This is a genomic window from Varibaculum sp. (assembly GCF_008661855.1).
In the GTDB taxonomy this organism is placed as follows: Bacteria; Actinomycetota; Actinomycetes; order Actinomycetales; family Actinomycetaceae; genus Varibaculum; species Varibaculum timonense_A.
In genome coordinates, this window is record NZ_RPZY01000009.1 from 11,283 (window position 1) to 37,637 (window position 26,355).

Sequence of the window (26,355 nt, forward strand, 5' to 3'; positions counted from 1 at the left end):
GGAAGGTGGCGAGGGCGGGAGGAAAAACCTAGCCCGCGCCCTCAGCTATTACGCACTCTAGGAAAGGGCGGCGCCTACTACCTCCTGCGCTTCGGAGATTACTTTATCTACGTGCTCATCACCCTGGAAGGATTCCGCGTAAATCTTGTAGATATCTTCAGTACCCGAGGGGCGAGCCGCGAACCAGGCATCTTTAGTGACTACTTTCAGCCCGCCGATTTCGGCGTCATTACCGGGGGCGCGCACCAGTTTGTCGGTGATATCCTCCCCGGCTAGTTTCAGGGCGGTTACGTCCTCGGAAGAAAGCTTCTTGAGCTTGGATTTCTGCTCTGGGGTCGCCGCTGCCTCGAAACGCTTATAACTGGAAGCCCCGAAACGTTCCACCTGCTGCTGATGCAGCTGCGAGGGAGAAGAACCAGTGACCGCCAGGATTTCCGAGGCTAGCAGCGCCAAAATAATGCCGTCTTTATCGGTAGTCCATACCGACCCGTCCTTGCGCAAGAAAGAAGCACCGGCCGATTCCTCGCCCCCGAAACCGATAGTTCCCGAAAGTAATCCCGGCACGAAATACTTAAAGCCCACTGGTACTTCCACCAATTTGCGCCCCATATGGGCTACTACCCGGTCAATTAGCGAGGAAGAAACTAAGGTTTTACCAACCCCGCAACCCTCGCCCCACTGCGGGCGGTGCGTGTACAGGTATTCAATCGCCACTGCCAGGTAGTGGTTGGGATTCATCAATCCATCTGGGGTAACAATCCCGTGGCGATCCGAATCCGCGTCGTTACCGGTCGCAATATCGAAAGGCGTAATCCCGTCCTCGTCCGGAGCCATCTTTTGCCGCAGCGAAGCCATTGCGTAGGGCGAGGAGCAATCCATCCGGATCTTTCCATCCCAATCCAAGGTCATGAAGCTGAAAGCGGGATCCACATCCGGATTAACTACCGTCAGGTTCAGGTCGTGGCGTTCAGCAATCATGCCCCAATAATCGACTGAAGCGCCCCCTAAGGGATCGGCACCAATGCGCACGCCAGCAGAGCGAATCGCGTCCAAGTCAATTACGCTGGGGAGCGCATCTACGTATTCTCGCAGGTAGTCATGGGGGTGTACGCAATCTGCTCGGGATAAATCTGACAAAGTAGAGCGGGGAACATTCCGCCAGCCATCCTCAAGAATCTGGTTAGCGCGATCGGCAATCCAGCCGGTAGCGTCTACATCGGCTGGTCCACCGGTGGGGGGATTGTATTTGAAGCCGCCATCGCGGGGAGGGTTGTGGGAAGGAGTGATTACAATCCCGTCTGCCACATCTGCACCCGAGGTGCGCACCTCGCCAGGCGCGCCATTGGCCTGCAAAATAGCCAAGGAAACCGCCGGGGTGGGTACATAGGAGTTTCGCGAATCAATCCGTACGTCCACTCCGTTAGCTACCAGCACCTCTAGGGCGCTGCGGTGGGCAGGTTCGGAGAGGGCGTGAGTGTCGCGCCCGATAAATAACGGTCCGTTAATTCCCTGATTGCGGCGATACTCTACGATTGCCTGGGTGATAGCTACGATATGAGCTTCGTTAAATGCATGGTCGAAGGCGCTGCCCCGGTGTCCCGAAGTACCGAAACTTACCCGTTGGCTCGGCTCGGTAGGGTCTGGCTCTAGGTCATAGTAGGCGGCTAGGAGGTCATCGACATTGATTAAATCTTCTGGTTTGGCTTTTTGCCCGGCTCTTTCAAACATATAGTTAGTCTCTCACTTATTTGGGTTTCTGTCTGGATAAGTCCATAGGTTTCAACCAGGTAGCTGTTCTCTATTAAATTTGGAGTGTGCATCGATTCGATTGGGCTATTCGCCAAGCTATGCAGCTGGCAGCCCTTGCCGGTGAGGGCGGGGATGTTCCGGTGGGCGCGCTGGTACTCGCTCCTAGGAAAGGAAGGACGCAACCCCTTAATGCTTCCGACGGGGTTATCTTCGAGGACGAGGGCGCGCGAGGGATGAAAGCTATGCGCTCTTTCTCGGGCAAAGCTCAAGGTAATAGCTCTTTCAATGTTCCAGAAGAATCCGAGTTAGAGGATTGGCAAATAATCGGACGCGGCTTTAACCAGCGGGAGGTTTCCCCGTTTGACCCTACTGCTCACGCCGAGATTGTGGCTTTACGTCAGGCGGCAAGGAGACGCGGAAGCTGGCGGTTGTCAGATACTACTTTGGTAGTGAATTTGGAGCCTTGCACGATGTGTGCCGGAGCAATCGTGAATGCTCGGGTTTCGCGGGTAGTGTTCGGTGCTTGGGATGATAAAGCAGGTGCTGCTGGCTCTGTTCGGGATGTTTTACGAGACAGCCGGCTGAATCACCGCGTAGAAGTTATTGGCGGGGTTTTAGCGGACGAGTGCGGAGGGCAGTTAAAAGATTTTTTCGCTAGGCGGCGCTAGGGGTAACCCTAGGGTTCAGCCATTTACCGGCGCTTTAATTCAGAAGTTGCATCCAATCGTCAGTTCCTTTCACTGGGGACTTCTGTGCATCCTCTGCTCGTGTTTTCTGACTCTAGTTGGGGTGCGTTTAGGTGCTTGCTTTTTGGAATCACCGGTTATTCCGACAAATAGGCAGATAACTTTCCGGCAAACAGATTGATAACTATCCGACAAATAGGCAGATAACTTTCCGGCAAACAGGTGGATAGACTATAGTAAAAATATGTCTGACTACTTAAAACGGGTAATTGACTATGAGATTGCCCAAGTGTTTACCCAATTACCTGCACTGTGTATAGCAGGAGCTAAAGGAGTGGGGAAAACCGAGACCGCCCAGCGACTCGCCCGCACCACCTACCAATTAGACCAAGTCGATACCCGAACTATTTTGCAGGCAGACCCGCGTCTTTTCCTACAACAACCACCACCGGTTCTCCTGGATGAATGGCAACTATTGCCAGAAACTTGGGATACCGTTCGCCGCGCGGTTGATAATGGGGCACCTCCCGAAAGTTTTCTGCTAACCGGTTCCGCCAGTCCCAAACTCGGGGTACAAACCCATTCGGGAGCGGGCAGAATCATAACTTTACGAATGCGACCTTTAACCCTTTCCGAACGAGGAATTACTACCCCCACCGTCAGTTTGCGTGACCTATTCGCCGGTGAGCAAGCGATAACCGGTAGCAGTGACTTAACTGCCTCTGATTACGCTGATGCCATCTGTCAAACCGGGCTGCCCGGATTTCAACAATTAACTGGGCGCGCTTTGCGCTTGGCGGTAGATTCCTATCTGCGTGACGTGATGGATAAAGATATCTTTACTCAAGGATATTTCACCCGCACCCCGCACACATTGCGAGCTTGGTTGCGTTCTTATGCGCAGGCTACCGCGACTACCGCGTCCTATGCGCAGATATTAGAAGGTGCGACTGCCGGGGAGGGGGATAAACCCAGTTCCGAAACTACCCGCACCTATCGTGATTTCTTAACCAAACTGTGGATTTTGGAGCCTCTGGAAGCTTGGCAGCCTTTGGGTTCGGGGTGGAAACGCTTGACCAGCAGCCCTAAGCATCATCTAGTAGATCCTGGCTTTGCAGCTCGTCTCTTGGATTTAGAGTCTCAGGATTTACTGACTCCTGCCGGGGCTAATATGTACGGTGCGTTGTTTGAGTCTTTGGCTGTGCTATGCGTTAGGGTCTTTGCTCAAGCTCTAGAAGCTACGGTAGGGCATTTCCGTACTCGCGCAGGTGAGCATGAGGTCGATTTGGTTTTAGAAGGACGAGGAGGGGCAATAGTGGCTTTGGAAGTCAAAACCGCGAATCGGGTCAGCGACCATGATGTTAAGCATTTGCTATGGTTGCGCGAACGTGTCGGCGAAAAAATGCGAGCTGCCGCTGTCTTGTATGGTGGAAAACAGGCTTATATGCGAAAAGACGGGATTGCGGTGATTCCTTTGGGGTGTTTGGGGGTTTAATGTTGATTTTGGGTAGGCATACGAGTTGAGGGCGAGGGCTCTTTTGCTGATAGCTACTAGCTGCTGCGTTAGTTTTTGCCGGAGCTGGTGGAAAGGAAACTAATGATTCCTTTTGCTAAACCGGAAGCGTACTGTTGTTGCCCTTGAGGGGTGGATAGTCTTTGAGCGTCTTGAGGGTTCCTCATTTCCCCAAGCTCCACCATTACTGCTGGTACTTTCGCAAAATTTAGGGTGGCGAGGTCGGAGCGGGGGACGGGATTTGCCCCAAAAATCGTGGAGGGGCTAAGCCCTGCGCCTCTAAGTCCTTCGGAAACTGCCCGTGCCAGCTTCCGGGACGGTTCGCCTTGCGCAGAGTTTAACGGAGGATTGGAAACCATTACGAAGAATCCGTGAGGGGCAGACGACTGGGAACCATTGGCGTGAATAGATAGGAACGCATCGGCGTGTTTCTCGTTCGGGATTTGTCCGCGCCGATCGACACATACCTTATCTGCATGGTCATCTTTTTTGGTCAGATGAACGGTTGCCCCTTTTTCTTGCAGCTCAGTCTGCAAAATCAGGGCAACTTTCCAGTTGGCAGTATGTTCAGGGTATCCGCTGTTAGTCGCGGTTCCGGAGGTATTACAGGCTTTGCTCCCTCCGCGTCCGTCAGGAACTTTTTTGGTTAAGTGTCGCCCAATCGAGTGACCGGGATCTATTACGACAGTTTTTCCTGCCAGTATCTTTTCAGGTTCTGGACTGGGGGTCGAGGGCGAGGCGGAAGGGGAGGGTGGAGTAGAGGAATCCTTGCGGGTAGCGCTAGGGGTGGAGCTGCTAGCGGTTGTGTTTTTTGTAGAGAAAGCGTGGTGGTCGGTTGTGGGACTGCAAGCGCTCAGGGTCAAAAGGCTGATTGCCATTACGGTGATGCCGAACCGGTATATCTTTTGGGGGGAGCAGGCGAAATTCTGGAACACCTTATAAGCCTAACTGTATTTTGAGGGTGCGCCCTAAAGTGGGGAGGGGATTGCGCTAATCTGCACTGCGTCCTCTAAATCTAATCGCTAATCAAAGGGGTGCAGCGCCTAAACCTGGGGTTAGCGTTTTAGGGATAGCCCTGAAAGTGTCCCTAAAGTGACCAGGGGTAAGTAACCCGAGCGGTTGTGTCTGGGACCTAAGTCGAGTAAAGTAATCTTTGTAAGGACATTTCAATTAAGTGTTAGGGATGTCGAAAAACCGGCATGACCGGCGATAAAGTCAGCAATAATCAAAGGAGATACTGACAATGGTAAAACAGTTGCAGCACTGGATTAATGGCGAATACGCATCGGGAAAACCCGCCGGAGAAATAAAAATCGAAGATCCGGCATTAGGGGAGGTTATCGCCACCATTCCCTCCGCCTCTAGCGAAGATTTAGATGAAGCAGTAAAAATCGCGCAGAAAGCCCAAAAAGAATGGGCAAAAATATCTTTGGCTAAACGAGTAGACATAATGTTCAAGATGCGCCACCTGGTTTTTGAAAACCAGGACAAGATGGCAAGGCTCATCGTGCAGGAACACGGGAAAAACTATTCCGATGCGATTGGAGAAATCCAGCGAGGACGTGAAACTTTAGATTACGCCTGTGGAATTAACGCCAATATGAAGGGAGAACATTCCTACCAGATTTCTACCGGCGTTGATATCTTCACCGTGCGGCAACCGGTGGGAGTAGTAGCGGGTATCTGCCCGTTCAACTTCCCGGCAATGGTACCCATGTGGATGCACCCTCTAGCTATCGCTACTGGTAACGCCATTATTATTAAGCCTGCCTCCTCCACTCCTTCCGCTGCCCTCTTGACCGGCGAACTATACAAACAAGCGGGACTGCCGGACGGTATTTATCAGGTATTGACTGGAAACCGTAACCTAGTTACCTCGATTTTGGAACACCCCGGAATTGACGCGATTTCGTTTGTGGGATCCACTCCAGTTGCCCATATCGTGCAGGACACCGGCGTTGCTCATGGCAAACGCGTACAAGCGCTGGGTGGGGCAAACAACCATGCGATTGTGATGCCGGATGCAGATATTGATTTCGCCGCCAAACATATTTCGGCGGCTGCTTTCGGGGCAGCTGGTGAACGCTGCATGGCGCTACCGGTGGTAGTCGCGGTGGGCAGCGCTGGAGAAAAACTAGCCGAGAAAGTTAAAGCTCACGCCGATCAGATCCATGTAGATCAGGGCATGGCCCAGGGCTGCGAAATGGGGCCGGTGATTGACAAGAAAGCGCAGGAGCGTATTGAAGGGCTCATTACTGATGCTGAGGAACGCGGGGCAACCATCGTGCGTGATGGTCGCGGCTTCCGACCGGAGGGCTACCCGAACGGTTACTTCGTAGGGCCGACCATTATCGATAACTGCCCCAAAGATGCTCCCGCCTATTATGAAGAAATCTTCGGACCGGTGCTGGTGATTACCCGCGCCGATAGCTATGAAGAAGCCATCGAAATCGTTAACTCCTCTCCTTTCGGCAACGGCTCCGCCATCTTCACCAATGACGGCGGGGTAGCGCGCAAGTTTACCCTAGAGGTAGAGGCCGGAATGGTAGGAGTAAACGTCCCGATTCCCACCCCGGTTGCCTACTATTCCTTCGGTGGCTGGAAAGACTCCCTGATGGGTGATACTCATATTCACGGCCCCGAAGGCGTGAAGTTCTACACCAAGGCCAAGGCGATTACTACCCGTTGGCCGAGCGAGTCCGGACACTATGAAGCCACGATGAGCTTCCAGCGCGAAGAAGGCTAAGAGTAGCCGGAACTAAAGGTTCAAGAACATTTGATGTAGGCGCGGGTCGCCGGTCAGTTCGGGGTGAAAAGTAACCCCGATTTGACCCCCGGCCCGCGCTCCTACAATTTTGTCGTCCACTCGTCCGAGTATTTCTACTCCTGAAGCCACTTCGCTAATGCGGGGGGCGCGAATAAAGGTCATTGGCAGATCGTTCATTCCCGCAAAATCAGCCCGGGCATTAAAGGAACCAAGCTGGCGTCCATAGGCATTACGTTCCACGGTAACGTCCAAGGTGCCGAGCGCGGTGCGATCGACGCTGCGTTTGCCCATAATCCGCTTTGCCAACAAAATTAAGCCTGCACAAGTACCTAAAACTGGCATTCCGGCGCTAATCATTTCCCGCAGACGCTCCGCCATTCCCAGCTCAATTAACAATTTAGATTGCACTGTAGACTCTCCGCCGGGCAGCACCAAGCGGTTAAACCCACTGCGTAAATCTGCGGATTCACGCAGCTCTACCACCTGTGCACCCAGCGCTTCCAGACAATGTTCATGCTCAATAAATGCGCCTTGAACTGCTAGGACGCCAACTTTTTCCATTGAGTTTTTCTTACCGTTTCTGTTGCAGGGACTTACTTTCCGCGCTCTGCCATTAGCAGGTCGATTTCGTTTTCGTTGATCCCCACCATGGCTTCTCCCAGGTTTTCAGAAAGCTCAGCAATCAGTTTCGCGTCCCGGAAGTTGGTGACTGCTTTGACAATGGCGCTGGCGCGTTTAGCGGGATTGCCGGACTTGAAAATACCAGAACCCACGAACACGCCCTCTGCGCCTAGCTGCATCATTAAAGCAGCGTCCGCGGGAGTAGCAACGCCACCAGCTGCGAAGTTTACTACCGGCAGGCGCGAGGAATCGTGTACTTCTTTAAGTAGAGATAAAGGAACCTCAAGCTGCTTGGCGGCTTCGAAAAGTTCGTCTTCGCGCAGGCTGGAAATCCGCCGAATCTCCGCGTTCATCGCGCGCATATGGCGTACCGCCTGTACAACGTCACCGGTTCCCGGCTCGCCCTTGGTACGAATCATGGTTGCGCCCTCACCAATACGGCGTAGCGCTTCACTCAGGTTACGAGCCCCACACACGAAAGGTACTTTGAACTGGGTTTTATCAATGTGGTAAACGTCATCGGCGGGGGAGAGCACTTCTGATTCATCGATATAGTCGATTTCGATAGCCTCTAGCAGTTGTGCTTCTACGAAATGTCCGATGCGGCATTTCGCCATCACTGGAATAGAAACCGCCTCTTGAATCCCCTTGATCATTGCCGGGTCGCTCATCCGGGAAACGCCACCAGCAGCGCGAATATCTGCGGGAATACGCTCTAACGCCATCACCGCTGCCGCCCCTGCGTCCTCGGCAATCCTTGCCTGTTCGGGGGTGGTGACGTCCATAATCACGCCGCCCTTTAGCATTTGCGCTAGTTGGCGGTTTAACATAACCCGCTCGTTGAGGTCGTTCGTTTCCTGGATGCTGGTCGTATCAGCAGTTTTCATTTCCCGTTCCTTCCTGATGTGTAAGCTTTTGGGGGTTTCAATCTTTTACCCTTAAAACCCGCTAGGCGTATATCTTTACCTTACAAATGAACACCGAAAAACGTTAGTTTACAAAAAAACTTGACTCAGTGGGGTTAGTGTTTTACTTTGAAGAATGTATCTGGGTGTAACCGTCCCTTGGGTGATGGGCAATACCGGACAGGGAAAGCGAGGACGCTTCATTAACCTTTTGCAAGGAGATTCCCATCTTGGTAGGCAGTCAATATACGGTGACGCGCGTTTTTAATAACAACGCGGTACTGGCTTATGTTGGCAATCAAGAAAACGAGATTATTTTATTAGGACGAGGAATAGGTTTCGGTAAAAAACCGGGCTCTAATCTTGACCCCAGTACCGCCCAACAAACTTTCGTGGCTACTGGGAAAGACCGAGTAGCATTCCTAGAAATGCTGGAAAACGTAGAGACCCCTGTCCTAGAAATTATTTCGCAAGCTATTAATATGGGTATCGATTTATTGGGGGGGGCATTAGATCCCTCCATCTACCTGATGCTCACTGATCACCTGGTGTTTACGGTACAAAGGTTGCATCATGGCTCCCTACCTCATTCCACTTTATTAGCTGAAATAGCCGCGGTTTATCCTGAAGAATTTAAAGCCGCCCAGGTGATAGTGAATTTTCTTAACTCTAATCTATGTATTAATTTGCCTCCCGATGAAGCCGCCTTGATAACTTTGCATTTGCAGGCGGCACGTACGGGAAGGAATGTAAAACGTCCTCTCGCGGAAGCCAATCAGCTCGCCAGCCTGGTAGACACGGTAGCTTCCCAGTTAGGAGTGGAGGACGTACCTAATAATCTTCGCGCCGATCTCACCGGTCATTTGGCGCACCTGCAAAGACGGGTACATGCCGGTAACTTCCGGGAAAATAAAATCGCGCTTATATTGCGCGGTCAGCTAGGCGACGAATGGAGCATGGCGAAAATATTGATCGGGAGACTTATCCAGAAACCATTATCATCGCAGGTTACAGGCGAAATTGCCTATCTGGCGATGTTTTTACATGGTTGGTGCGAAGATTTAAAAGCCGTATCGCAAGGCGCGAAGCGGTTATCCGACAAAAGGATGAATAATGAAAGATAGAGCAATGGCAGGGCTGCAACGCTTTGGTCGTGCCCTAATGGGTGCTGTGGCAGTAATGCCCGTAGCTGCAATCCTCATGGGTATCGGTTACTGGATTGACCCTACAGGTTGGGGTGCTAATAACGTAGCTGCCTACGTGTTGATTAAAGCCGGTGGAGCGGTACTGGACAACCTGGGGTGGTTGTTTGCTATCGCCCTAGCATTCGGTTTAGCAAAAGATAATAACGGTGCGTCTGCACTATCCGGTTTCTTGGGTTATGCCACGGTTAAACTGGTAGTTGGACAGGACGCTGTAGCCTCTTACAAGGGCGTAGATTTAACGAAGCTTGAGGGCGATGCTGCTCTGAATTGGGCTTCTCAAGGTTGGGCAGCAATCAATGACAAGAACGTCTTGATTGGTATCCTGGTAGGTCTACTAGCTGCTTGGGTTTACAACCATTTCCACAAGACCAAGTTGCCTGATTTCTTGGCATTCTTCTCGGGACGCCGTTTGGTTCCTATCCTTACTTCGCTATTCTCGATCGTATTAGCGGGGATTCTGTTCGTACTGTGGCCGCTACTGTACTCGGCTCTGTTCAACTTCGGTCAATGGATTCAAGGTATGGGGGCTATCGGTGCCGGTCTGTACGCCGTTGTAAACCGGTTGTTAATCCCCACTGGTCTACATCACGCTTTGAACTCTATTTTCTGGTTTGATGTTGTCGGGATTAATGACATCGGCAAGTTCCTAGGCGGCGGGGCAACTATTGCTGCTGCTGAAGCCGCAAAGACTGCCGCTGATTGTCCTGGTGTTTGGGATTCTGCCGCTAATACCTGTGAGGTTGTTGGGGTAGTTGGACGTTACCAGGCTGGTTTCTTCCCGATTATGATGTTCGGTCTGCCGGGCGCTGCTTTGGCTATCTACCTGCGTTCTGAAGATAAGAAGAAGAAGACTGTTGCCGCTCTGATGATGGCTGGCGCGCTAGCCTCCTTCTTTACCGGTGTAACCGAGCCTCTAGAGTTCTCCTTCATGTTCGTAGCTCCGGTTCTTTACCTGGTTCACGCCCTATTGACTGGTGTTTCGGTCGCGATTGCAGCGGCAATGCACTGGACTGCCGGTTTCGGTTTCTCTGCCGGTTTCGTAGATATGTTCCTATCGGCTCAAAACCCGGTGGCTAACAAGTGGTATATGTTGCTGGTAATGGGCGTAGTGTTCTTCGCTCTCTACTTCGTGATTTTCTATGCCTTGATTGGGGTAATGAATATGCATACTCCGGGACGGGAACTAGAAGATGACGAGCTAGATATGTCCGACCTAGAGGACGTTGATCCCTCTTCCCAAGCTGCAACCATTCTCAATGGTTTAGGTGGCGCAGAGAACATTGATACTTTGGATTATTGCACTACCCGTCTGCGGGTAAATGTAAAGGATCCGCTGAAGATTAACGAGAAAGTAATTAAAGCGGCCAAAGTGGCTGGGATTATTCGTCCTGGTCAAAAATCAATCCAAGTGGTGATTGGTCCTCAGGTTCAGTTCGTGTACGACGATATGGCAATGCTGCTAAAGTCCAGTTCAGCTGTGCTTATGGGTGAACAGGAGGAATAAAACAGTGTTTGGCTTCGGCAAAAAGAAACAGTCCGTATTGTCTCCGCTCAGCGGAAAGCTACACGCAGTGACAGAGGTTCCCGACCCAGTGTTTGCTCAAAAAATGCTGGGTGAAGGGTTCGCTGTCCAGCCTGACGAGCAGGTTCAAGAAGTATTGGCTCCGATTTCTGGAAAACTAATTAAGTTATTCAAAACCGGACATGCTTTTGGGATAGTCGGGGACGAAAATGGGCTGGAAGTGCTGGTACATGTAGGAATTGATACGGTACAGCTGAAAGGTGAGGGTTTTGAACTACTCGCCTGTGAAGGCGATACCGTAAGTGCCGGACAACCGATTGTTCGAGTAGATGTTCCTAAAATAATCAGCCTAGAAAAAGATCCGATTACCCCTGTGGTGTTTACTAAAAAAGCTCAGGTGGAATCAGTCAGTTCCCCTAGTGGAGATGTAAAGGCTGGAGCTAAAGGTTGCACGGTGACGTTGAAATAAGTTCTATTCCACGCCACTGATTGTGATTAATAAGGGTGGGGGCATCAGGATAATCCTGATGCCCCCACCCTTATCTATTAGGTATTAGATTTAGGAATTAAACCTTAAAACCCAGGTAACACAGATTTATCTGCGTATTGTTTTTCAATGAATGATTTAACTTCTGTCGAATGTAAAAGAGCATCTAATTTCTTTACCGCTTCTGCTTTCTTGGAATCTTTTTTCCAAGCCAGAATATTTAGGGAAGGATTGTTCTCAGTGGCTTCCAAAATTAAAGCATCTGAGGGTTTCTTGCCTCCACCGAGCGCAAAGTTACCGTTAATCACCGCAATATCCAGGTCGGCGAGGGAACGCACCAATTGTGGTCCTTCTACCTCGGAGAGTTCAAAGCCGCGGGGATTGTATTCTTTGGACTTCGCAATCACCGATACCAGCTGCTGCTTTTCGTCGTTCGGTAGTTTAATCAAACCATTATCAGCCAGTAGCTTTAGGGCACGTGCCTGGTTGGTGGTGTCATTAATGACCCCAATCTTGGCGCCATCTTTAACATCCTTAATATCCTTGATCTTCTCGGAATAAATACCCAGCGGCTCCAAATGGATTCCCTTGCCATGATCGAACTGCCAGTTATTCTTGGCGGTTACCTCATCAAAGTAGGGAACGGTCTGGAAATAATTGGCATCCAAATCCCCAGAGTTCAGGGCTTCATTCGGCTGAATGTAGTCGGTGTATTCTTTTACTTCCAACTGAATACCTTGCTTTTCCGCCAGGTTATCGGCCACGTAACGCAAAATCTGTGCGTGCGGAGAAGGGGAAGCACCCACGACCAGTTTATTGGTATCTTCAGCGGAATTACTGCCACAAGCGGCAAGACTCAAAGCTAAGCCAGCAGCTCCAGCTGCAGCCACAATTTTTTTCCAAGTTTTCATTTTAAATATCCTTATAAGTAGTTTTTAGGTAGTTTACAAAGTTTTCTTACCCGCCCTCACCAGCGTCTACGAAATGGACTACGGAGGGGGATTTCTGGATAGCAAGTGCTACTCCAGAAGAAATGACTTTTATTGAAAACCGCTAGATTTAGCGGTAATAGGTCTCCGACTGGTTTTCCCTTAGCGGTGATCTACCAGCCGGCTAAGCATATCTCCTAGCCACTGTACGATGACCACGATTAACAAGATGTCGATGACCACGATTAGCATTACGTCACCCATAAACTGGTTGTAACCATAGTTTATAGCGAGAGCACCCAGGCCGCCGGTACCCAAAGTACCGGCCATCGCGCCGTAACCAATCAAAGAAATCAAAGTGACGGTAACTGATTGGATTAGAGCAGGTAGCGCCTCGCGCACCTGTACCCCCATCATGATCTGCCAATTGGAAGCCCCCGCCATTTTTGCGGCCTCCAATTTGCCACTCTCTACCCCCTGGACATTGGATTCTACCAGGCGAGCAAAGAAAGGAGCTGCTGCCAGCGTTAATGGCACTACGGCAGCTTTCCAGCCCAAAGTCGTGCCCACTAGCAGGCGAGTAAAGGGAATAATCGAAATCATCAAAATAATGAAGGGTAACGAGCGTCCCACATTCACAATGAATCCCAGCACTGCGTAGAGCACGCGCGCGACTTTAGACCCTGAGAGCAGCCCTGCGGGAGCGGTCGCCACCAGCAACAAACCGATAGGCAATCCCAGCAGAATCGAGAATAATCCCGCCCATAAAGACATATAGATGGTCTCTAAAGTGGCGTCCAGCAGATTATTAGTAATCACCGGGTTGGAAAACCAACGACCAGAGCTATCCGCGGCGAAGGGCATCATATTCACAACCTGTGAGGTAGTAGCGATAAAGCTCATGCTCGCACCTCCGTATAGATGTGATGATTTTCCATTTCGCGAATAAAAGCGTCCAGTCTCGTGGATTCTACCCCTACAGCCAAGCGACCAACTTGAGTGGTTCCCACAGTCTCAAAAGTTCCGGCAACGATATCGCCCCCCAGCTCAGCAACCAAATCCATAACTTTCGAACCGGTAGGTACTCCTGGTGAAGAGGTAAACGCAATATCCACCACCGTGGCGGCTTTACCCTGTAAAGTTACTTCGCCCTCTACATTAGGGGGTGGAACCAGGTCTTTAGCTAGCCGCGAGGAGTGCGCTTTGACTACATCTGCTACCGACCCCGTCTGCACAATCTTCCCGCCCTCTAACAAGGTGACATGAGTACAAATCTCTCGAACCACACTCATCTCGTGGGTAATAATCAGGACGGTAACGCCCAGACGGTCATGAACATCTTTAATCAAATGCAGAATCTGCTTGGTAGATTCCGTATCCAAAGCGCTGGTAGGTTCGTCGCACAGCAACACTTGGGGTTCATCGGCAAGTGCCCGGGCGACCCCTATTCGTTGTTGCTGCCCCCCGGAAAGCTGAGAGGGGTAAGAGGAACCCCGATCATGCAACCCCACCAAATCCAGGAGCTTTTGCACCCGCTCGTGGCGTTCACCGCGTTTTTGTCCCGCCAAATATAGCGGATAGGCAATATTTCCGGCGGCTGTACGCGAATCTAATAGGTTAGCTGCTTGAAACACCATTCCGATAGAGCGACGAGCCTGGCGTAGATGCTTTTCTGAAAGAGTAGAAAGGTTTTGACCGGCAACCAGAATCTCGCCGGAAGTTGGACGTTCCAGTGCGGTTAAACAGCGAATTAGAGTAGATTTTCCGGCTCCCGACTGACCAACGATACCGTGGATTTCCCCCGCCCCGATTTTTAAGGAAATCCCATCAAGGGCGTGTAGCTTGTCCTGCTTTTTGCGGGGATAAATCTTATAAACGTCCCGCAATTCAATCAGCGGTTTATCCGTTTTAACGCTAGTCATAAGTCCCTTTCCATCGGTCCTGGCATTAGCACCGTCTTATCGGTTGCTGCAGTGCGCGAGCCAGGTCTCTGCACTGCTCTTGATGGCTAATTTCAGACTAAAGCCCAAAAAAGGAAAACACCAATTTTTGAGACAGCTTGTAGTTGCTTTCACGTTTTGGCTAAAGTGTGGGTATGAGAATGACACCGGTAAATAAAATCCAGTGGTGGTGGCTCGCTTAGGCGGGTTGCTTTCTCATGCGCATATTAACCCGCCTCCTGGCGGGTATTTTTATGTCTAGGTGGCGGCGGTTAAAACAAACAAAAAGATAGGAGTAATAATGACTGATAATCTCAAGGTAAAACCGGGTGGATTCCCTATTGATAACCAGATTCCCAGCCATTGGTACAATCTTGCCGCTGATTTTCCAGAGCCGATGCCTCCTTATCTGAATCCCCAGACCAAAGAAGCAATAACTGCTCAGGATTTGCAGCCTCTGTTTCCTCCGGGACTAATCGAACTGGAAATGAGTAAGGAACGCTATATAGAGATTCCGCAACGAATTCGCGAACTTTACACCAATTTTCGACCGGCTCCGCTGTACCGCGCCCATAACCTAGAGCGTGAATTAGGTACTAAATGCCGGATTTACTACAAATATGAGGGTAACTCACCTGCCGGTTCCCATAAACCTAACTCAGCTATCGCCCAAGCCTATTACAATGCCGTTGCGGGAATTAAGCGACTGACTACCGAAACCGGAGCTGGTCAGTGGGGCGCCTCCCTGGCTATGGCGTGCTCGATGTTGGGGATGCAATGTGAAGTGTGGCAGGTACGTACTTCCTATGACCACAAGCCTTATCGGCGCTTACAAATGGAAGTTTATGGTGCAAAATGCCACGCCTCGCCCTCGGAGCTAACCGAGTCGGGACGTAAAATCCTCGCGGAGCATCCCGACACCACCGGTTCTTTGGGAATGGCGATTTCAGAAGCGGTGGAATCTGCGGTGTCCGATCCTCAGGCACATTATGCTTTGGGCTCGGTGATGAACCAGGTTCTTATCCACCAGAGCGTTATCGGTTTAGAAGCACAAGAACAACTATCTAAAGCGGGAGAATCCGGGGCTGACCTGGTCTTTGGTTGTGCAGGTGGCGGCTCAAATCTAGGGGGTTTGGCGACCCCATTTATTGGTACCAACATTCGAGACAATGCCAAAACCCGGGTAGTTGCCTGTGAACCGGCAGCCTGTCCCTCGCTCACCAAGGGTGAATACCGTTACGACTATGGGGATGCCTCCGGATTGACCCCCTTGATGAAGATGTACACCTTGGGGCATGATTTCGTTCCCGATCCCATTCATGCTGGAGGTTTACGCTATCACGGGATGGCTCCGATGATTTCCCATGCCTACCATCTAGGACTCATGGAAGCTCGAGCATACCCGCAGGAAGAAACTTTTGCTGCCGGATTACAATTCGCCCGGGCAGAGGGTATTATTCCGGCTCCTGAATCCACTCACGCGATTGCGGGAGCTTTGGACTTTATCCGCTCCGGCGAGGCTAAGGACGGGCAGGTAGTGCTAATCGGAGTTTCCGGTAACGGGGTGCTAGATTTAGCCAGCTATCACCAGGTGCTTAAACAGTAAAAATAGGGGTATTCGTTTTATTGGGAAGCCCAATTTCCGATGACCATGCGGGGGGTGCCTTTCCATAGCTGAGGATTGGTTATCCGGCGACCGTCAAATAATAATTTGATGCCGGGTAAGTCTTTTGCGCTGATGGATTGGTACTCCGCATGGTCTGCTTGCACGATGGCGGCGGTGATTTCTTCCCCGAAGTGGTAGGGCTCCCAACCGAAGCCCGCGAGTTCCTGGTCGCTAAACATGGGGTCATGTACCAGTACTTTTGCCCCCCGCTTGCGCAAGGAGTCAACGGTAGCGAACACTCCGGAGAATGCGGTTTCTTTAACTGCCCCCCGGTAGGAAGCCCCCAGTACCGCCACTTTGACGTCTTTCAAATCGCCCAGCACGTCCTCTACCCGGGATACTACGTATTCGGGCATTCCGGCGTTATAGGTGCGCGCGGTGCGAACCACGGTAGCATCAGGGTCGGTAGACAGGTACAGACGCGGGTAAACCGGAATGCAGTGTCCGCCCACCGCAATCCCGGGGCGGTGAATGTGAGAATATGGTTGCGAATTACAAGCATCAATTACTTTTTGTACGTCAATACCGACTTTGTCCGCGTAGACAGCAAATTGGTTAGCTAGCCCGATATTAACGTCTCGGTAGGTGGTTTCTGCCAGCTTGGCCATCTCGGCGGCCTCGGCGTTACCCATGTCCCAAACCCCGTTTTCGCGGGGCAGGTCGGGACGCTCGTCAAACTGGAGGACACTTTCATAAAACTTGATTGCCGCCTGGGTACCTGCCTCAGATAGCCCGCCTACCAGTTTGGGGTAACGGCGCAAATCCTGGAATACTCGTCCGGTTAATACCCGCTCGGGGGAGAATACTAAATGAAAATCCTCACCCTCTTTTAGCCCTGATACTTCTTCAATCAGGGGCTTCCAACGATTACGAGTAGTACCCACCGGCAGGGTGGTTTCGTAGGAAATTAAGGTTCCCGGGGTTAAGTGCTCTGCCAAGGAACGAGTAGCCCCATCCATCCAACCGAAGTCTGGTTGCCAGGTTTCGTCATCAACAAACAGGGGAACTACCAAAACGATGGCATCTGCGTTAGGGATAGCTTCCGCGTAGTTGGTGGTGGCGCGAAGTTTACCAGCCGGTACTAGTTCAGAGAGTTTTTCTTGCAGGTGGGCTTCCCCGGGGAAAGGTTCTTTACCTTGGTTAATAAGCTCAACGGTCTTTTCATTAACATCGACCCCAATCACGTCCTGTCCGCTAGAGGCAAACTGTACCGCTAGGGGTAAGCCGATTTTTCCCATTGCCACAACTGCTACGCGCATGAAAGCTCCAAAATAATAGCGACGAATTTAGTTTATTTATATTCTAAGCATGGTAACTGCACTTGTGTTCTTGCGTTAGGGTAAGAGGAAGAAAACTCACCATTGGAGGTTTTATGACCCGCATAGTTGATAGTGCAGATGTTTCCCCCGAAGCGCAGATTGGGGAGGGCTCTAGCGTTTGGCATTTGGCTCAGGTGCGCGAACACGCCCAGCTGGGTAAGAACTGTATTATCGGGCGCGGCGCATATATCGGCGAGGGCGTGCGGATGGGTGATAACTGCAAAGTGCAAAACTATGCCCTGGTGTACGAGCCGGCATCCCTAGAGGATGGAGTGTTCATCGGACCGGCGGTAGTGCTCACTAATGACCATTTTCCCCGAGCTATTAACGAGGACGGCTCGATTAAGTCTGCCTCCGACTGGGAACAGGTGGGGGTCACCATTAAGCAGGGGGCAGCGATTGGCGCGCGCTCGGTGTGCGTAGCTCCGGTAACTATCGGACGCTGGGCTCTGGTAGCAGCCGGTTCAGTAGTCACCAAAGATGTTCCAGGATACGCCCTGGTGGCCGGGGTTCCGGCGCGCCGTATCGGCTGGGTGGGGCCAGCAGGGGTGAAACTACAGCCCGTTCCGGGAGAAGAGGGTGTGTATGAGTGTCCCCAGTCCGGCAAGCGTTTTCGCGAAATTTGCGAAAATAAGCTGCGAGAAATCTAGTCAGGGGAATTTAGGTGGGTAAACGGCGTGGTTTCGTTAGGATAGTGTCCCGAATTTATGTTCCAGAGGCTGCAGCGGCCTCGTTCCGTTTGGCGGGCGTAGCTCAGGCTTTACGCGACAAGGGAGTAGAAGTCGAGGTAGTGACCACCACCGCACCCCCAGGAGCGGCAGCCAATGAACAAGGTAGGGTACGGCGTTTCCCGGTACTGCGCGATAAAGAAGGTTACGTACGCGGGTATCTGCAATATCTGAGTTTTGATATCCCGGCATTTTTTCGAGTCCTGTTCTCGCCTCGCGCTGCCGTGACTTTAGTGGAGCCCCCTCCTACTACCGGGTTTTTTATGCGGATAGCCCAGAGGATTCTGGGAGTTCCCTATGTGTATTACTTGCCGGATTTGTGGGGAGCTGCCAGTGCGTCCTTCGCACCCAAATTTGTGGTAACTGCGGTGAAAGCCTTAGAGTCATTCGCCATTCGGGGCGCGGCGGCAGTAATCGCGGTTAATGAAGAAATCGCTGAGACCGCGCGCACAATGGGAGCAAAGTCTGTATATCTTATTCCCAACGGAATTGATACTGATACCTTTACCAGCGAAGTTAAGCCGTTATCTCGCGCTGAGAGAGATGATATTGGATTGGCAGATGCGCCCTATTTTATTTACACCGGCACTGCTTCCGAATGGCAAGGTGCCAGCATCTTTATCTCTGCTCTGGCTCAGGTGATTGATCGCATTCCTCATCATCTAGTGTTTCTTGGCAAGGGCAGTGACTGGGATTTACTTAAAGAACAGGCCGAACAACCGGATTTGAAAGGACGCGTTCACGTCCTACAAACGCTTCCTCCCGATGAAACTGCACGCTGGATAGCTGGCGCAGAGGCAGGACTGGTTTCTATAAAAGCTGGCGCTGGATATGACCATGCCTACCCCACGAAAGTCCTGTCTACTTTGGCATGTGGAACACCGGTAATCTATGCGGGACCGGGGCCGGCTAGGTCAGACATTGTGGATAATTCTTTAGGGTTTTGTGCCGATTATTCTCTTAGCAGTATCAGCAAGGTATTTAGCGATTTCGATGCTGAAAAAAGCACACTTGAGAGCCGGGAAAAACGGCGACAATGGATAATTAATAATCGTTCCTTGCGGGCATCCTCTCGGGCGGTTGCTAAGGTTCTCGCAGGGAATCGTTAAAATCCTAATCGGTAATAGAGAAAAGTATTCATTAAAGACTACTGCTAGGAGAATTAGTGTTTCAGGTCTACCTGCTGCAAGTAATTTGTTCCTTACTGATTCTTTATATTCCCGGTCTGACCCTAGCCTGGGTTTCCCGGATAAAAGGGGTTGCAGCCTGGGCGTTCGCCCCACTGATTAGCTTATCTTTTTGTGCATTAGGAGCAGTATTAGCTGATTTAGCGGGAATCCGATGGGGGATTGCTAGTTTTTCGTTGATGACTGCTTTAAGTTTCGTTCCAGCTTATCTCCTGTCGCGAAAATGCCAGCCGGTGCACGTGACTGCTCCACCGCGGTGGCTTCTTCCTACCGGGGTTGCAGCTTGTCTCTTACAAATCATTCCGTTCTATTTCGCAACTTCTGTTCGGAGCCCTATTCAGCAGATTGATTCGACTTTCCATATGAATCTGGTTTGGAACATCCTAAATTCTGGAAATGGTTCAACCTTCGGTGGGGCAACCCGAATGTATGGTTTAGAGACCACTAAAACTATTTACCCGAGTGGTTGGCATGATTTTGTGTCTCTATTTACCACGAAAGACACCATTGTTAGCGGCGTGAACAGTATGCACGTCGTAGTGGGGGTGCTTTGGGTTCTAGGGTTATCTCTGCTTGCATACGGACTATTCCCTAAACGCCCAGATATAGTGTTGGCTACGCAGATTTGCTCAAGCGTTGTGAGTGTCTATCCTACCTATCTACAAAGCGCTTACCCAGTTTTCCCGAACTCTCTGGCTGTTGCCTGCCTGCCGTCCCTAGGGGCTGCTTTTGTATTTCTATTTCGGATATCTTATCCCAGGGCGCTGTATGACCGCGTGATTCGTATAGTATTTTTAAGCTCTTTAGTGTTGCCTCTGTGCCTAGTACATCCGTCATTCCTGTTCAATGTCTGTATGCTGGGACTAGGTTCTTCGCTGTATATGCTTTGGAATTGGTTAAGAGCACTTTCCGTGAAGCAGCGAGCTAAAGCCTTAGTTGCTGTGGGAAGTGGCTTGGCGGCTCTGCTAGTAGTGGTAACTGTAACCATCATGTCTAACAGCTATATTTCAGATACCCTTCACCGGATGGCAACCGCCTACGAGACCACTCCTAATGTCTCCCTATCAGCTTTTATCAAAATCCTATCTTTGGCTTCTGCTGATCCTATTCCGGTTTCTTCCCTGGTAGGAACGAGTCGGCATTTATTGGCGTTTCTATGTTTGTTCGTAACCCTTATGGGAATGGTATTCGTTCGCCATTTCGGAAAATCTGCGATAGTTGTCACCTGCGCCTGGGGGGCAATGTCACTGGTGGTGCTATCTACCATGTGGCGCATATTCCCCCTTACGATTCTGGGGGGTATATGGTATATGAGTCCCTATCGCGCCTTGAGCGCTTTAGCTGTCCCCCACGTCATAATCATGGCTTTGGGAGTTTCTGCCTGTTTCTCGGTGCTTCCGCAAATAGTTAGCAAATATCTGAAAACATCCGCGAAAAAGCTTAATCCACTTCTCTGTGGGATTAGCGCTCTAGCTCTGGTGAGCACTATTCCCCTGGGAGTGATAGCTAAGGCCTCTTATTATCGGATGGTTTATAACCCTGACTCCACTTTTTCTACCATCGTTGCCAGGTCTGGCGAAATAGCTATGCTCTACCGGCTGCGTGAAGAAAATTTAGATAAAGGCTTGATACTGGGAGATCCGATGAATGGCTCCGCTTTAGCGCAAGCTGTCAGTGGTAGGGAAGTGGTTTTGCCTCAGTTGTATTACCGTCCTTCAAATAAAGCCGAAAACTATCTAAAAAATAGGTTTTCTGATATTGGGCGTGACCAGGAAGTTTGTGATGTTCTAAAGAAACACCATATTGCCTATTTCTATTACGATTCCGACCTTTCAAATATGGCAAAAAATTCGGAAAAGCAGTCTCCCGGATTCTATCGAAATATCAATTGGTCGGCTTTGCGGAAAATTGATTCCGGGGGAACCGCTGCCCTCTATGAGATTACTGCCTGTAACTAGGAACTGAGATGTTCCCTAGCCTGGAAACAGAGACAGAACATTACAAAAGTGAGTGGTACATAGACAGTAATCGCTGACATGAAGAGTCAAGACTTCTTTCATTAAGTACAAACTCCCGAGCCTTTTTCCCCATTTCTATTTGGGATGCGCGATCTAAAGAAAGGAACTTTTGCATTTGGTGCGCTAAAGACTCTGGATTTTCGCGTTCGGCAGTAAAACCGGTTACGTCTTCACTTAACATTTCTACTGCCCCACCCGAGCGATTAATTACTACTGGGGTTCCGCAGGCTTGAGCCTCTAAAGTTACCAGACCTGCTGCTTCTTCTCGTCCTTGATGTTGCTGCGTGGCCAGTACAAACAGGTCACTTTTTTGCATCATATCTCTTACCTGTTCGCGATTCCTTGCCCCCAGATAGCAGATATGAGAGTACTGTTGTTGAGCCTGTAATACCTCTGGTTTTAATGATCCGTCTCCGACCAACAGCAACTTATGGGGAATGGTTCTCTTTAATATATTTGAGGCTTTAATTAAAGTGGGAATTCCCTTGGCAAGGCTTAAAGCCCCCACGTGTAAAACTGTGGGAATTTCATTTTTAGAGGGCGTCGGCGGGGGAGTGAAGAAATCAGTGTCGATACCTTGGTAGTGAACTTCGATTTTGCTGGCAGGTAATCCGCTTTCTATAGCTTTATCGGCTAGATAGCGGCTTACCGGCAAGATTTTATTTGCTTCCTTCTTTACCGCAAGGTAGTTCTTTTGGTGCCAGCGTCCCATTAGGGTGCGGGGTGGATGTAACTGCATAAACACATCTGCGCCATGCAAGGTTACCAGCAGGGGCGCGCCGGTTTTCTTAGCCGCCTTCGTTGCGGGAATCGCCCAGGTAGCGAAGTGCTGATGAATAATGTCAGGATGGAAAGCAGTAATTTGTCTGCTCATTCGACCTAAGAATAAAGGTTCAATATACTCTCGCTTGCGAAAAGAGAGCACGCCCTCGCCCGGAACAGCCGAGATTAAGGGGATTTTTATTGAATCATCATTTTTTTCCACAACCAGGCCGAAGAGTGCAGAAATGTTAGTTTTCAGTTTTTCCGCATGCTGAATCGCGAAATAGGTGGGAGGAACTCTGAGTATCCCGATGGTGTAGGCAACCCGCATTTTCTCTTCCTCGTTCCCGCCTGGTTTGGCACTAAGTTTTCTTAACTATCGACCTGGTCAAAAATATCTAAATCTTGATGCCATCTGCCGTGAAGGAACTCTCGTGTCCAAATCCCCATGATTGGTCCTTCGAATAACAGACGAGAGGCGAGTTCTAGCCGATTCATCTTCGGTAAATATTTTGTAAACCCAAGCGGATGATTCATGGTGAGATGAACTGAGCGCAGATGAGACACTAAAACGTCAAAGTGGGTCAGGTGGGCGAGTTTAATCGCCAGGGGGCGGATAAAGCCGGGTATCGGGAGTCGGCTAGCCCCATACAGCGGATTAGATTTACCGGTCTTAGCGTCATAGAGTGCATTTATCCAGCGTTTATAGAATTCTCGGCTTGCCGTTAGTTCCACCGCACCTGAGAACCAGCAGGCTGCAAACTCTCTGTCCAACATCGGAAGCGCCCAGCGTAAACCGAGGTATTCATAAATCTTCATCGAATTATTAATGTATTTAGTTTGCCGTTCATGCAGATTAAATGCTTCTACCAGACGTTGAGTAGAGCGGGGAGTGCCATCAAAATCAAGATGATTAGCTAGAGTAAGCAAATCGTCCCGCATTTGGTTTTGAATAGATTGCGGGGGTCGACCATATCTTAAACCCATGTGATTACTGATGACCGCGTGAGTTATATCTTTAAAGGTAGTGTTGGTCTGCTCTAACAGCTCCAGGTTGTGCATATTCCCCACCACAGTGTGACCGGGAAGTAATACATCGCCAGGGGAGGTCTGCCCTTGATCTAGCAAAGTTTGCAAGGCAACAAAGTCCTGGATATGGGGCAGTGCATTTCCGGAGGATGCATAACGTAACAGTTCCGCTGTTTCTTTACGTTGCCAGTAGCTATGTACTCTTTGGGAAGAGAGTTCCACAAATTCGAAAGGAATCCCCAGACGCGAGGCAACCTCCCGGGAGATTTTAGCCTCGGGTTGGCTTGCGGATTCCCCATAGCTAAATGCCAGCAGATTGTTTACCCCCTGATTGACCAGCCAGGTAGCTAATAGGCGGGAATCTAAACCGCCGGAGAGGGGTAACAGAATCCGGCTAGAACCAATGCTTGCCAGCATTCTATTCATCACTAAATCTAGGTTATTTTCTAGTTCTTTTCGGAAAGATAACTCATTGGTGATTGCGGGTTCTAGTGAGAAACTATTATCGTCATAGAAAACTCTGGATACTTCTTTCCCGACAGAATCAAGATGTAGAATCGTCCCTGGTGATAAACAGGAAATTTCTGCGAAAAATGTTTCTTCTCCGGGGCAAAAACCGGTATACCGCATATAGTTTGATACTTTTCGGTTAGGACGAGCTCCGATTTTCTTTGCTAAGGTGAAGCAAGAATCGGAGATTGCCACGCCCTCCTTGGTTCGAGCCCAATATAGCGGGAAAGAGCGGAGGGGGTCGGTAGCCAAGATAGCCCCGTGCTCACCTATTTGCAGGGCAGCCCAGTTTTGTCGCATCTTCATGCAGCTGGCTGGGTCAATACCACCTCTGAGGGGAGTGGTATCTATATCTAACAGGGATTTTACCTGTATTTTTTCTTGAGGGTCGGAATCTAACTGTGACCAGTTAGCACTCATTCCAACAGTTGTAACTGTGCCCACTGCCTTCCTTTTCTTCGTTAGAGTCCTAACCTGCTCCATGCTAGCACCTAGGGATTTTCCTTAGGGCGGTGTGGCAGAATACTACTATTGGTTAATCTAGCCTGTTGGAGAGTTATCTTTGGTAAAACGAATGATTTTTCATGCGCCCTATGAAATCCCAGAGACTGCAAATTCGGCTTCCCGGTTACGTCCTCGGATTATGCGCGAGGCTTTTTCGCGTTTAGGGTACGAAGTCTTTGACTTAAGCGGTGATGTCTCCCGTCGGCGCAGCCTAAAGAAACAGTTACGGCGGTCGCTGCAAAGGGGAGTGAAATACGATTTTCTTTATTTTGAGAACTCTACGCAGCCAAACCTGTTCGCTGATTCTTTGAAAAAAGGGATTGCCCCTTTCCTTGACCACTCTATTCACCAGATTTGTAAAGCGCATGGTATCCCAGTCGGGGTGTTTTACCGGGATGTATATTGGAGATTCCGTAAAGATTTACAAACTTCGACAACTGTCTGGAATCGGGTAACCGACCTATTCCAACGGCTGGATTGGTTTATTTATCGGCGCAATAAAGTGCAACTGTTCTTGCCTTCACAAGCTATGGGCGAATACCTAGATTTAAAGGGTTTCAAACCGGTTGCCGAGTTGCCTCCGGGGGCAGAACTAGTTGATTCTCCGCTGGTAGACCAGTGCAATGTCTTTTATGTCGGGGGAATAGGCTCCCACTATCGTTTACATAAAGTTTGTGAGGCAGTGCGGGGATCTGATGCCCGTATGCGTCTGTGTGTACGTAACAAAGACTGGGAACAAGTAAAAGTCGAATATAATCTTCAGGACGCTGAAAACATAGAAATAGTTCATGCTGAAAAAGATCAGTTGGACAGCCAATATGAATGGGCTGGTATCGGCTTATTGGCTTTGGAACCGGAAGAGTATAGAGCTTTTGCTGCTCCGTTTAAACTTTTTGAATATCTAGGCAGAGGAAAACCAGTTTTAGCTAGTGCTGGTACTTATGTAGCGCAGCTAGTGGCAAGAACTGGTGCTGGCTGGGTAGTTCCCTATGACAGAGAAGCGATTGGGAATCTTTTGAATCATTTAGCGGAAAATCCGTCCGAGATAGCTCAAAAGGCTACCACCGCTAGGGAAGTCGCAAAGTCTCAAACTTGGCAATCACGGGCGCAAGCCGTAGCCGACACCCTCACCCGCCTGCAATAGCTCTAACAGCGTTGATTCCCTGCGGTGACTTCCTGGTAGCAGTGGCTATGGATTTTGGCGAAAGCCGGCGGGGAGCAGGCGTCGCGGGCCTGCTCCCTGATTAGCGTCCGTAGCCTCAAACTAGGTTTCCCCAGATTTAAGTGATGTTGCATAGCGTTTTTGAGACTGGCAATATCTCCGATGGGAACCAGGGATCCATTAAAAGAGTTAATAGCGAAGTTTCCTGCCGGAGTAGTTGTAGAGATACAGGGGATTCCGCAGGCTTGTGCCTCTGAAAGAACTGTGCCCCCAGCCTCTCGGGTGGAAGCCAAAATAAAACAGTCCAGTTTAGACATCAGCTCTGGCATATCGTCTCTGGGGATTTGTCCCAAAAATTTCACTCGTGTAGATATACCTAATTTTTCTGCTAACGCCTTTAGGTCACTGATTTCCTTGTAGCTACCTCCCGCGATTTTCAGCTCACATCCGGTAGCGCTTTCCAATTGTGAAAAGGCTTTAAGAATGTTTACGGGACACTTATTGCTATCCAGAGAAGAAACATGACCAAAGGTGAATTTTTCGGAAAATCCACAGTAAAGGTCTTGATAGAAAAAACTACTTGCAGCTGGCAGGCGGCAGGCAATAAACGGTTTCGAATCATAAAAGGTGGTGAGCGCACTTGCCATATCATCAGAAACCGTAAAACGAAATGCAGTTTTGGTTACCGCTTCCCTGATGGCTTTATAGCGAAAACCTTTGGGATTAATCCTAAGAGTAGAGGGGCGGTGCTCAGTTATCCCAAACGGAACCTTCCAAATACGCGCTAGTTGTCGTGCTACTAGAATCGCCGGAAAAACAGAGTGTGCGTGGATAACATCTGGTATCCAGTTTTGCTCATCAAAGAATGCTGCTATTTTGTTAGCTGCCAGCCGTGCAATAGCGGTATCTCCGGGAACGATAGATCTGGGGATAGCGGGAACCGCAATCGAGCAGCCATCGGGAATCGGAACTAATTTCAGGGCTTCCTGCTGCTCTACTTGTTTGATGGTAGCACTGGTCGTGACCACCACCCTCACGTCCATATCGCAGGTGCGAAGCATATCAACCTGTTCCGCGAAGAAACTTCCATTCGCGGGATTATCAGCGGTTGGATACCAGGAGGGAATCCATAAAACACGCATTTTA

The 26,355-nt window shown here is 50.1% G+C and carries 22 protein-coding genes; 11 read left to right on the forward strand and 11 right to left on the reverse strand.

Features of this window, described 5'->3' with window-relative positions; genetic code table 11:
- Positions 1–57: 57 nt before the first annotated feature.
- Complete coding sequence (gene pgm / locus QZT94_RS01015) at positions 58–1,728, reverse strand: phosphoglucomutase (alpha-D-glucose-1,6-bisphosphate-dependent) (protein WP_296762003.1); 1,671 nt, start codon at positions 1,726–1,728, stop codon at positions 58–60.
- An 86-nt stretch (positions 1,729–1,814) separates the two neighbouring features.
- Between pgm and QZT94_RS01020 the strand changes: the two genes are divergently transcribed.
- Together QZT94_RS01020 and QZT94_RS01025 are read left to right on the forward strand one after the other, a co-directional pair.
- Positions 1,815–2,417 (forward strand): nucleoside deaminase, encoded by a 603-nt coding sequence (locus tag QZT94_RS01020; RefSeq protein WP_296762001.1) that lies wholly within the window; start codon positions 1,815–1,817, stop codon positions 2,415–2,417.
- Positions 2,418–2,679: 262 nt separating this feature from the next.
- Entirely contained in the window at positions 2,680–3,930 is a 1,251-nt protein-coding gene (locus QZT94_RS01025) for a DUF4143 domain-containing protein (protein WP_296761999.1), read from the forward strand.
- A gap of 68 nt (positions 3,931–3,998) precedes the next feature.
- Here QZT94_RS01025 and QZT94_RS01030 read toward each other — a convergent pair whose 3' ends face one another.
- Complete coding sequence (locus QZT94_RS01030; RefSeq protein WP_296761997.1) at positions 3,999–4,883, reverse strand: N-acetylmuramoyl-L-alanine amidase; 885 nt, start codon at positions 4,881–4,883, stop codon at positions 3,999–4,001.
- A 308-nt stretch (positions 4,884–5,191) separates the two neighbouring features.
- On the opposite strand from QZT94_RS01030, the gene QZT94_RS01035 reads away from it, so the two are divergent.
- Positions 5,192–6,694, forward strand: a complete 1,503-nt coding sequence (locus QZT94_RS01035) for a CoA-acylating methylmalonate-semialdehyde dehydrogenase (RefSeq protein WP_296761995.1) — start codon at positions 5,192–5,194, stop codon at positions 6,692–6,694.
- A gap of 12 nt (positions 6,695–6,706) precedes the next feature.
- Here QZT94_RS01035 and pdxT read toward each other — a convergent pair whose 3' ends face one another.
- Both pdxT and pdxS read right to left on the reverse strand, forming a co-directional pair.
- On the reverse strand, positions 6,707–7,276 hold the full coding sequence (gene pdxT / locus QZT94_RS01040; protein WP_296761993.1) for a pyridoxal 5'-phosphate synthase glutaminase subunit PdxT: 570 nt from the start codon (positions 7,274–7,276) through the stop codon (positions 6,707–6,709).
- A 32-nt stretch (positions 7,277–7,308) separates the two neighbouring features.
- Entirely contained in the window at positions 7,309–8,223 is a 915-nt protein-coding gene (gene pdxS, locus QZT94_RS01045) for a pyridoxal 5'-phosphate synthase lyase subunit PdxS (RefSeq protein WP_296761991.1), read from the reverse strand.
- Between the two features lie 269 nt (positions 8,224–8,492).
- Here pdxS and QZT94_RS01050 point away from each other — a divergent pair, with 269 nt between their 5' ends.
- From QZT94_RS01050 to QZT94_RS01060, 3 genes are read left to right on the forward strand one after another with little or no spacing between them, the layout of a single operon-like run.
- Positions 8,493–9,365, forward strand: a complete 873-nt coding sequence (locus QZT94_RS01050) for a PRD domain-containing protein (protein ID WP_296761989.1) — start codon at positions 8,493–8,495, stop codon at positions 9,363–9,365.
- Positions 9,355–10,950 (forward strand): N-acetylglucosamine-specific PTS transporter subunit IIBC, encoded by a 1,596-nt coding sequence (gene nagE, locus QZT94_RS01055; RefSeq protein WP_296761987.1) that lies wholly within the window; start codon positions 9,355–9,357, stop codon positions 10,948–10,950. The genes QZT94_RS01050 and nagE overlap by 11 nt, the downstream gene beginning before the upstream one ends.
- Before the next feature lie 4 nt (positions 10,951–10,954).
- Positions 10,955–11,437 carry a PTS glucose transporter subunit IIA gene (locus QZT94_RS01060; protein WP_296761985.1) on the forward strand — a complete coding sequence of 161 codons (483 nt, stop codon included), beginning with the start codon at positions 10,955–10,957 and terminating at the stop codon, positions 11,435–11,437.
- A gap of 104 nt (positions 11,438–11,541) precedes the next feature.
- On the opposite strand, the gene QZT94_RS01065 is transcribed toward QZT94_RS01060, so the two are convergent.
- The 3 genes from QZT94_RS01065 to QZT94_RS01075 form a co-directional block, all read right to left on the reverse strand.
- Complete coding sequence (locus QZT94_RS01065; RefSeq protein WP_296761982.1) at positions 11,542–12,366, reverse strand: MetQ/NlpA family ABC transporter substrate-binding protein; 825 nt, start codon at positions 12,364–12,366, stop codon at positions 11,542–11,544.
- 180 nt (positions 12,367–12,546) lie between these two features.
- Positions 12,547–13,287 (reverse strand): methionine ABC transporter permease, encoded by a 741-nt coding sequence (locus QZT94_RS01070; protein WP_296761980.1) that lies wholly within the window; start codon positions 13,285–13,287, stop codon positions 12,547–12,549.
- A complete protein-coding gene (locus tag QZT94_RS01075; protein ID WP_296761978.1) occupies positions 13,284–14,306 on the reverse strand; it encodes an ATP-binding cassette domain-containing protein in 1,023 nt (340 codons plus the stop codon). Before QZT94_RS01075 ends, QZT94_RS01070 begins: the two co-directional genes overlap by 4 nt.
- 319 nt (positions 14,307–14,625) lie before the next feature.
- Here QZT94_RS01075 and QZT94_RS01080 point away from each other — a divergent pair, with 319 nt between their 5' ends.
- Positions 14,626–15,930: a TrpB-like pyridoxal phosphate-dependent enzyme gene (locus tag QZT94_RS01080; RefSeq protein WP_296761976.1), complete on the forward strand. Its 1,305-nt coding sequence runs from the start codon at positions 14,626–14,628 to the stop codon at positions 15,928–15,930.
- Positions 15,931–15,947: 17 nt separating this feature from the next.
- On the opposite strand, the gene QZT94_RS01085 is transcribed toward QZT94_RS01080, so the two are convergent.
- Positions 15,948–17,249 carry a nucleotide sugar dehydrogenase gene (locus QZT94_RS01085; RefSeq protein WP_296761974.1) on the reverse strand — a complete coding sequence of 434 codons (1,302 nt, stop codon included), beginning with the start codon at positions 17,247–17,249 and terminating at the stop codon, positions 15,948–15,950.
- Positions 17,250–17,362: 113 nt separating this feature from the next.
- Between QZT94_RS01085 and QZT94_RS01090 the strand changes: the two genes are divergently transcribed.
- From QZT94_RS01090 to QZT94_RS01100, 3 genes are read left to right on the forward strand one after another with little or no spacing between them, the layout of a single operon-like run.
- On the forward strand, positions 17,363–17,959 hold the full coding sequence (locus QZT94_RS01090; RefSeq protein ID WP_296761972.1) for an acyltransferase: 597 nt from the start codon (positions 17,363–17,365) through the stop codon (positions 17,957–17,959).
- A 44-nt stretch (positions 17,960–18,003) separates the two neighbouring features.
- The gene (locus tag QZT94_RS01095) at positions 18,004–19,146 is read left to right on the forward strand and encodes a glycosyltransferase family 4 protein (protein WP_296761970.1); all 1,143 of its coding nucleotides are present in this window, start codon (positions 18,004–18,006) and stop codon (positions 19,144–19,146) included.
- A 56-nt stretch (positions 19,147–19,202) separates the two neighbouring features.
- On the forward strand, positions 19,203–21,182 hold the full coding sequence (locus tag QZT94_RS01100) for a DUF6541 family protein (RefSeq protein WP_296761968.1): 1,980 nt from the start codon (positions 19,203–19,205) through the stop codon (positions 21,180–21,182).
- Positions 21,183–21,222: 40 nt separating this feature from the next.
- On the opposite strand, the gene QZT94_RS01105 is transcribed toward QZT94_RS01100, so the two are convergent.
- Together QZT94_RS01105 and QZT94_RS01110 are read right to left on the reverse strand one after the other, a co-directional pair.
- Complete coding sequence (locus QZT94_RS01105) at positions 21,223–22,335, reverse strand: glycosyltransferase family 4 protein (RefSeq protein ID WP_296761966.1); 1,113 nt, start codon at positions 22,333–22,335, stop codon at positions 21,223–21,225.
- Between the two features lie 41 nt (positions 22,336–22,376).
- Positions 22,377–23,987 carry an asparagine synthase-related protein gene (locus QZT94_RS01110; protein WP_296761964.1) on the reverse strand — a complete coding sequence of 537 codons (1,611 nt, stop codon included), beginning with the start codon at positions 23,985–23,987 and terminating at the stop codon, positions 22,377–22,379.
- A 130-nt stretch (positions 23,988–24,117) separates the two neighbouring features.
- On the opposite strand from QZT94_RS01110, the gene QZT94_RS01115 reads away from it, so the two are divergent.
- Positions 24,118–25,191, forward strand: a complete 1,074-nt coding sequence (locus QZT94_RS01115) for a glycosyltransferase (RefSeq protein WP_296761962.1) — start codon at positions 24,118–24,120, stop codon at positions 25,189–25,191.
- Positions 25,192–25,193: 2 nt separating this feature from the next.
- Here QZT94_RS01115 and QZT94_RS01120 read toward each other — a convergent pair whose 3' ends face one another.
- A complete protein-coding gene (locus QZT94_RS01120; RefSeq protein WP_296761960.1) occupies positions 25,194–26,351 on the reverse strand; it encodes a glycosyltransferase in 1,158 nt (385 codons plus the stop codon).
- Between the last annotated feature and the right edge of the window lie 4 nt (positions 26,352–26,355).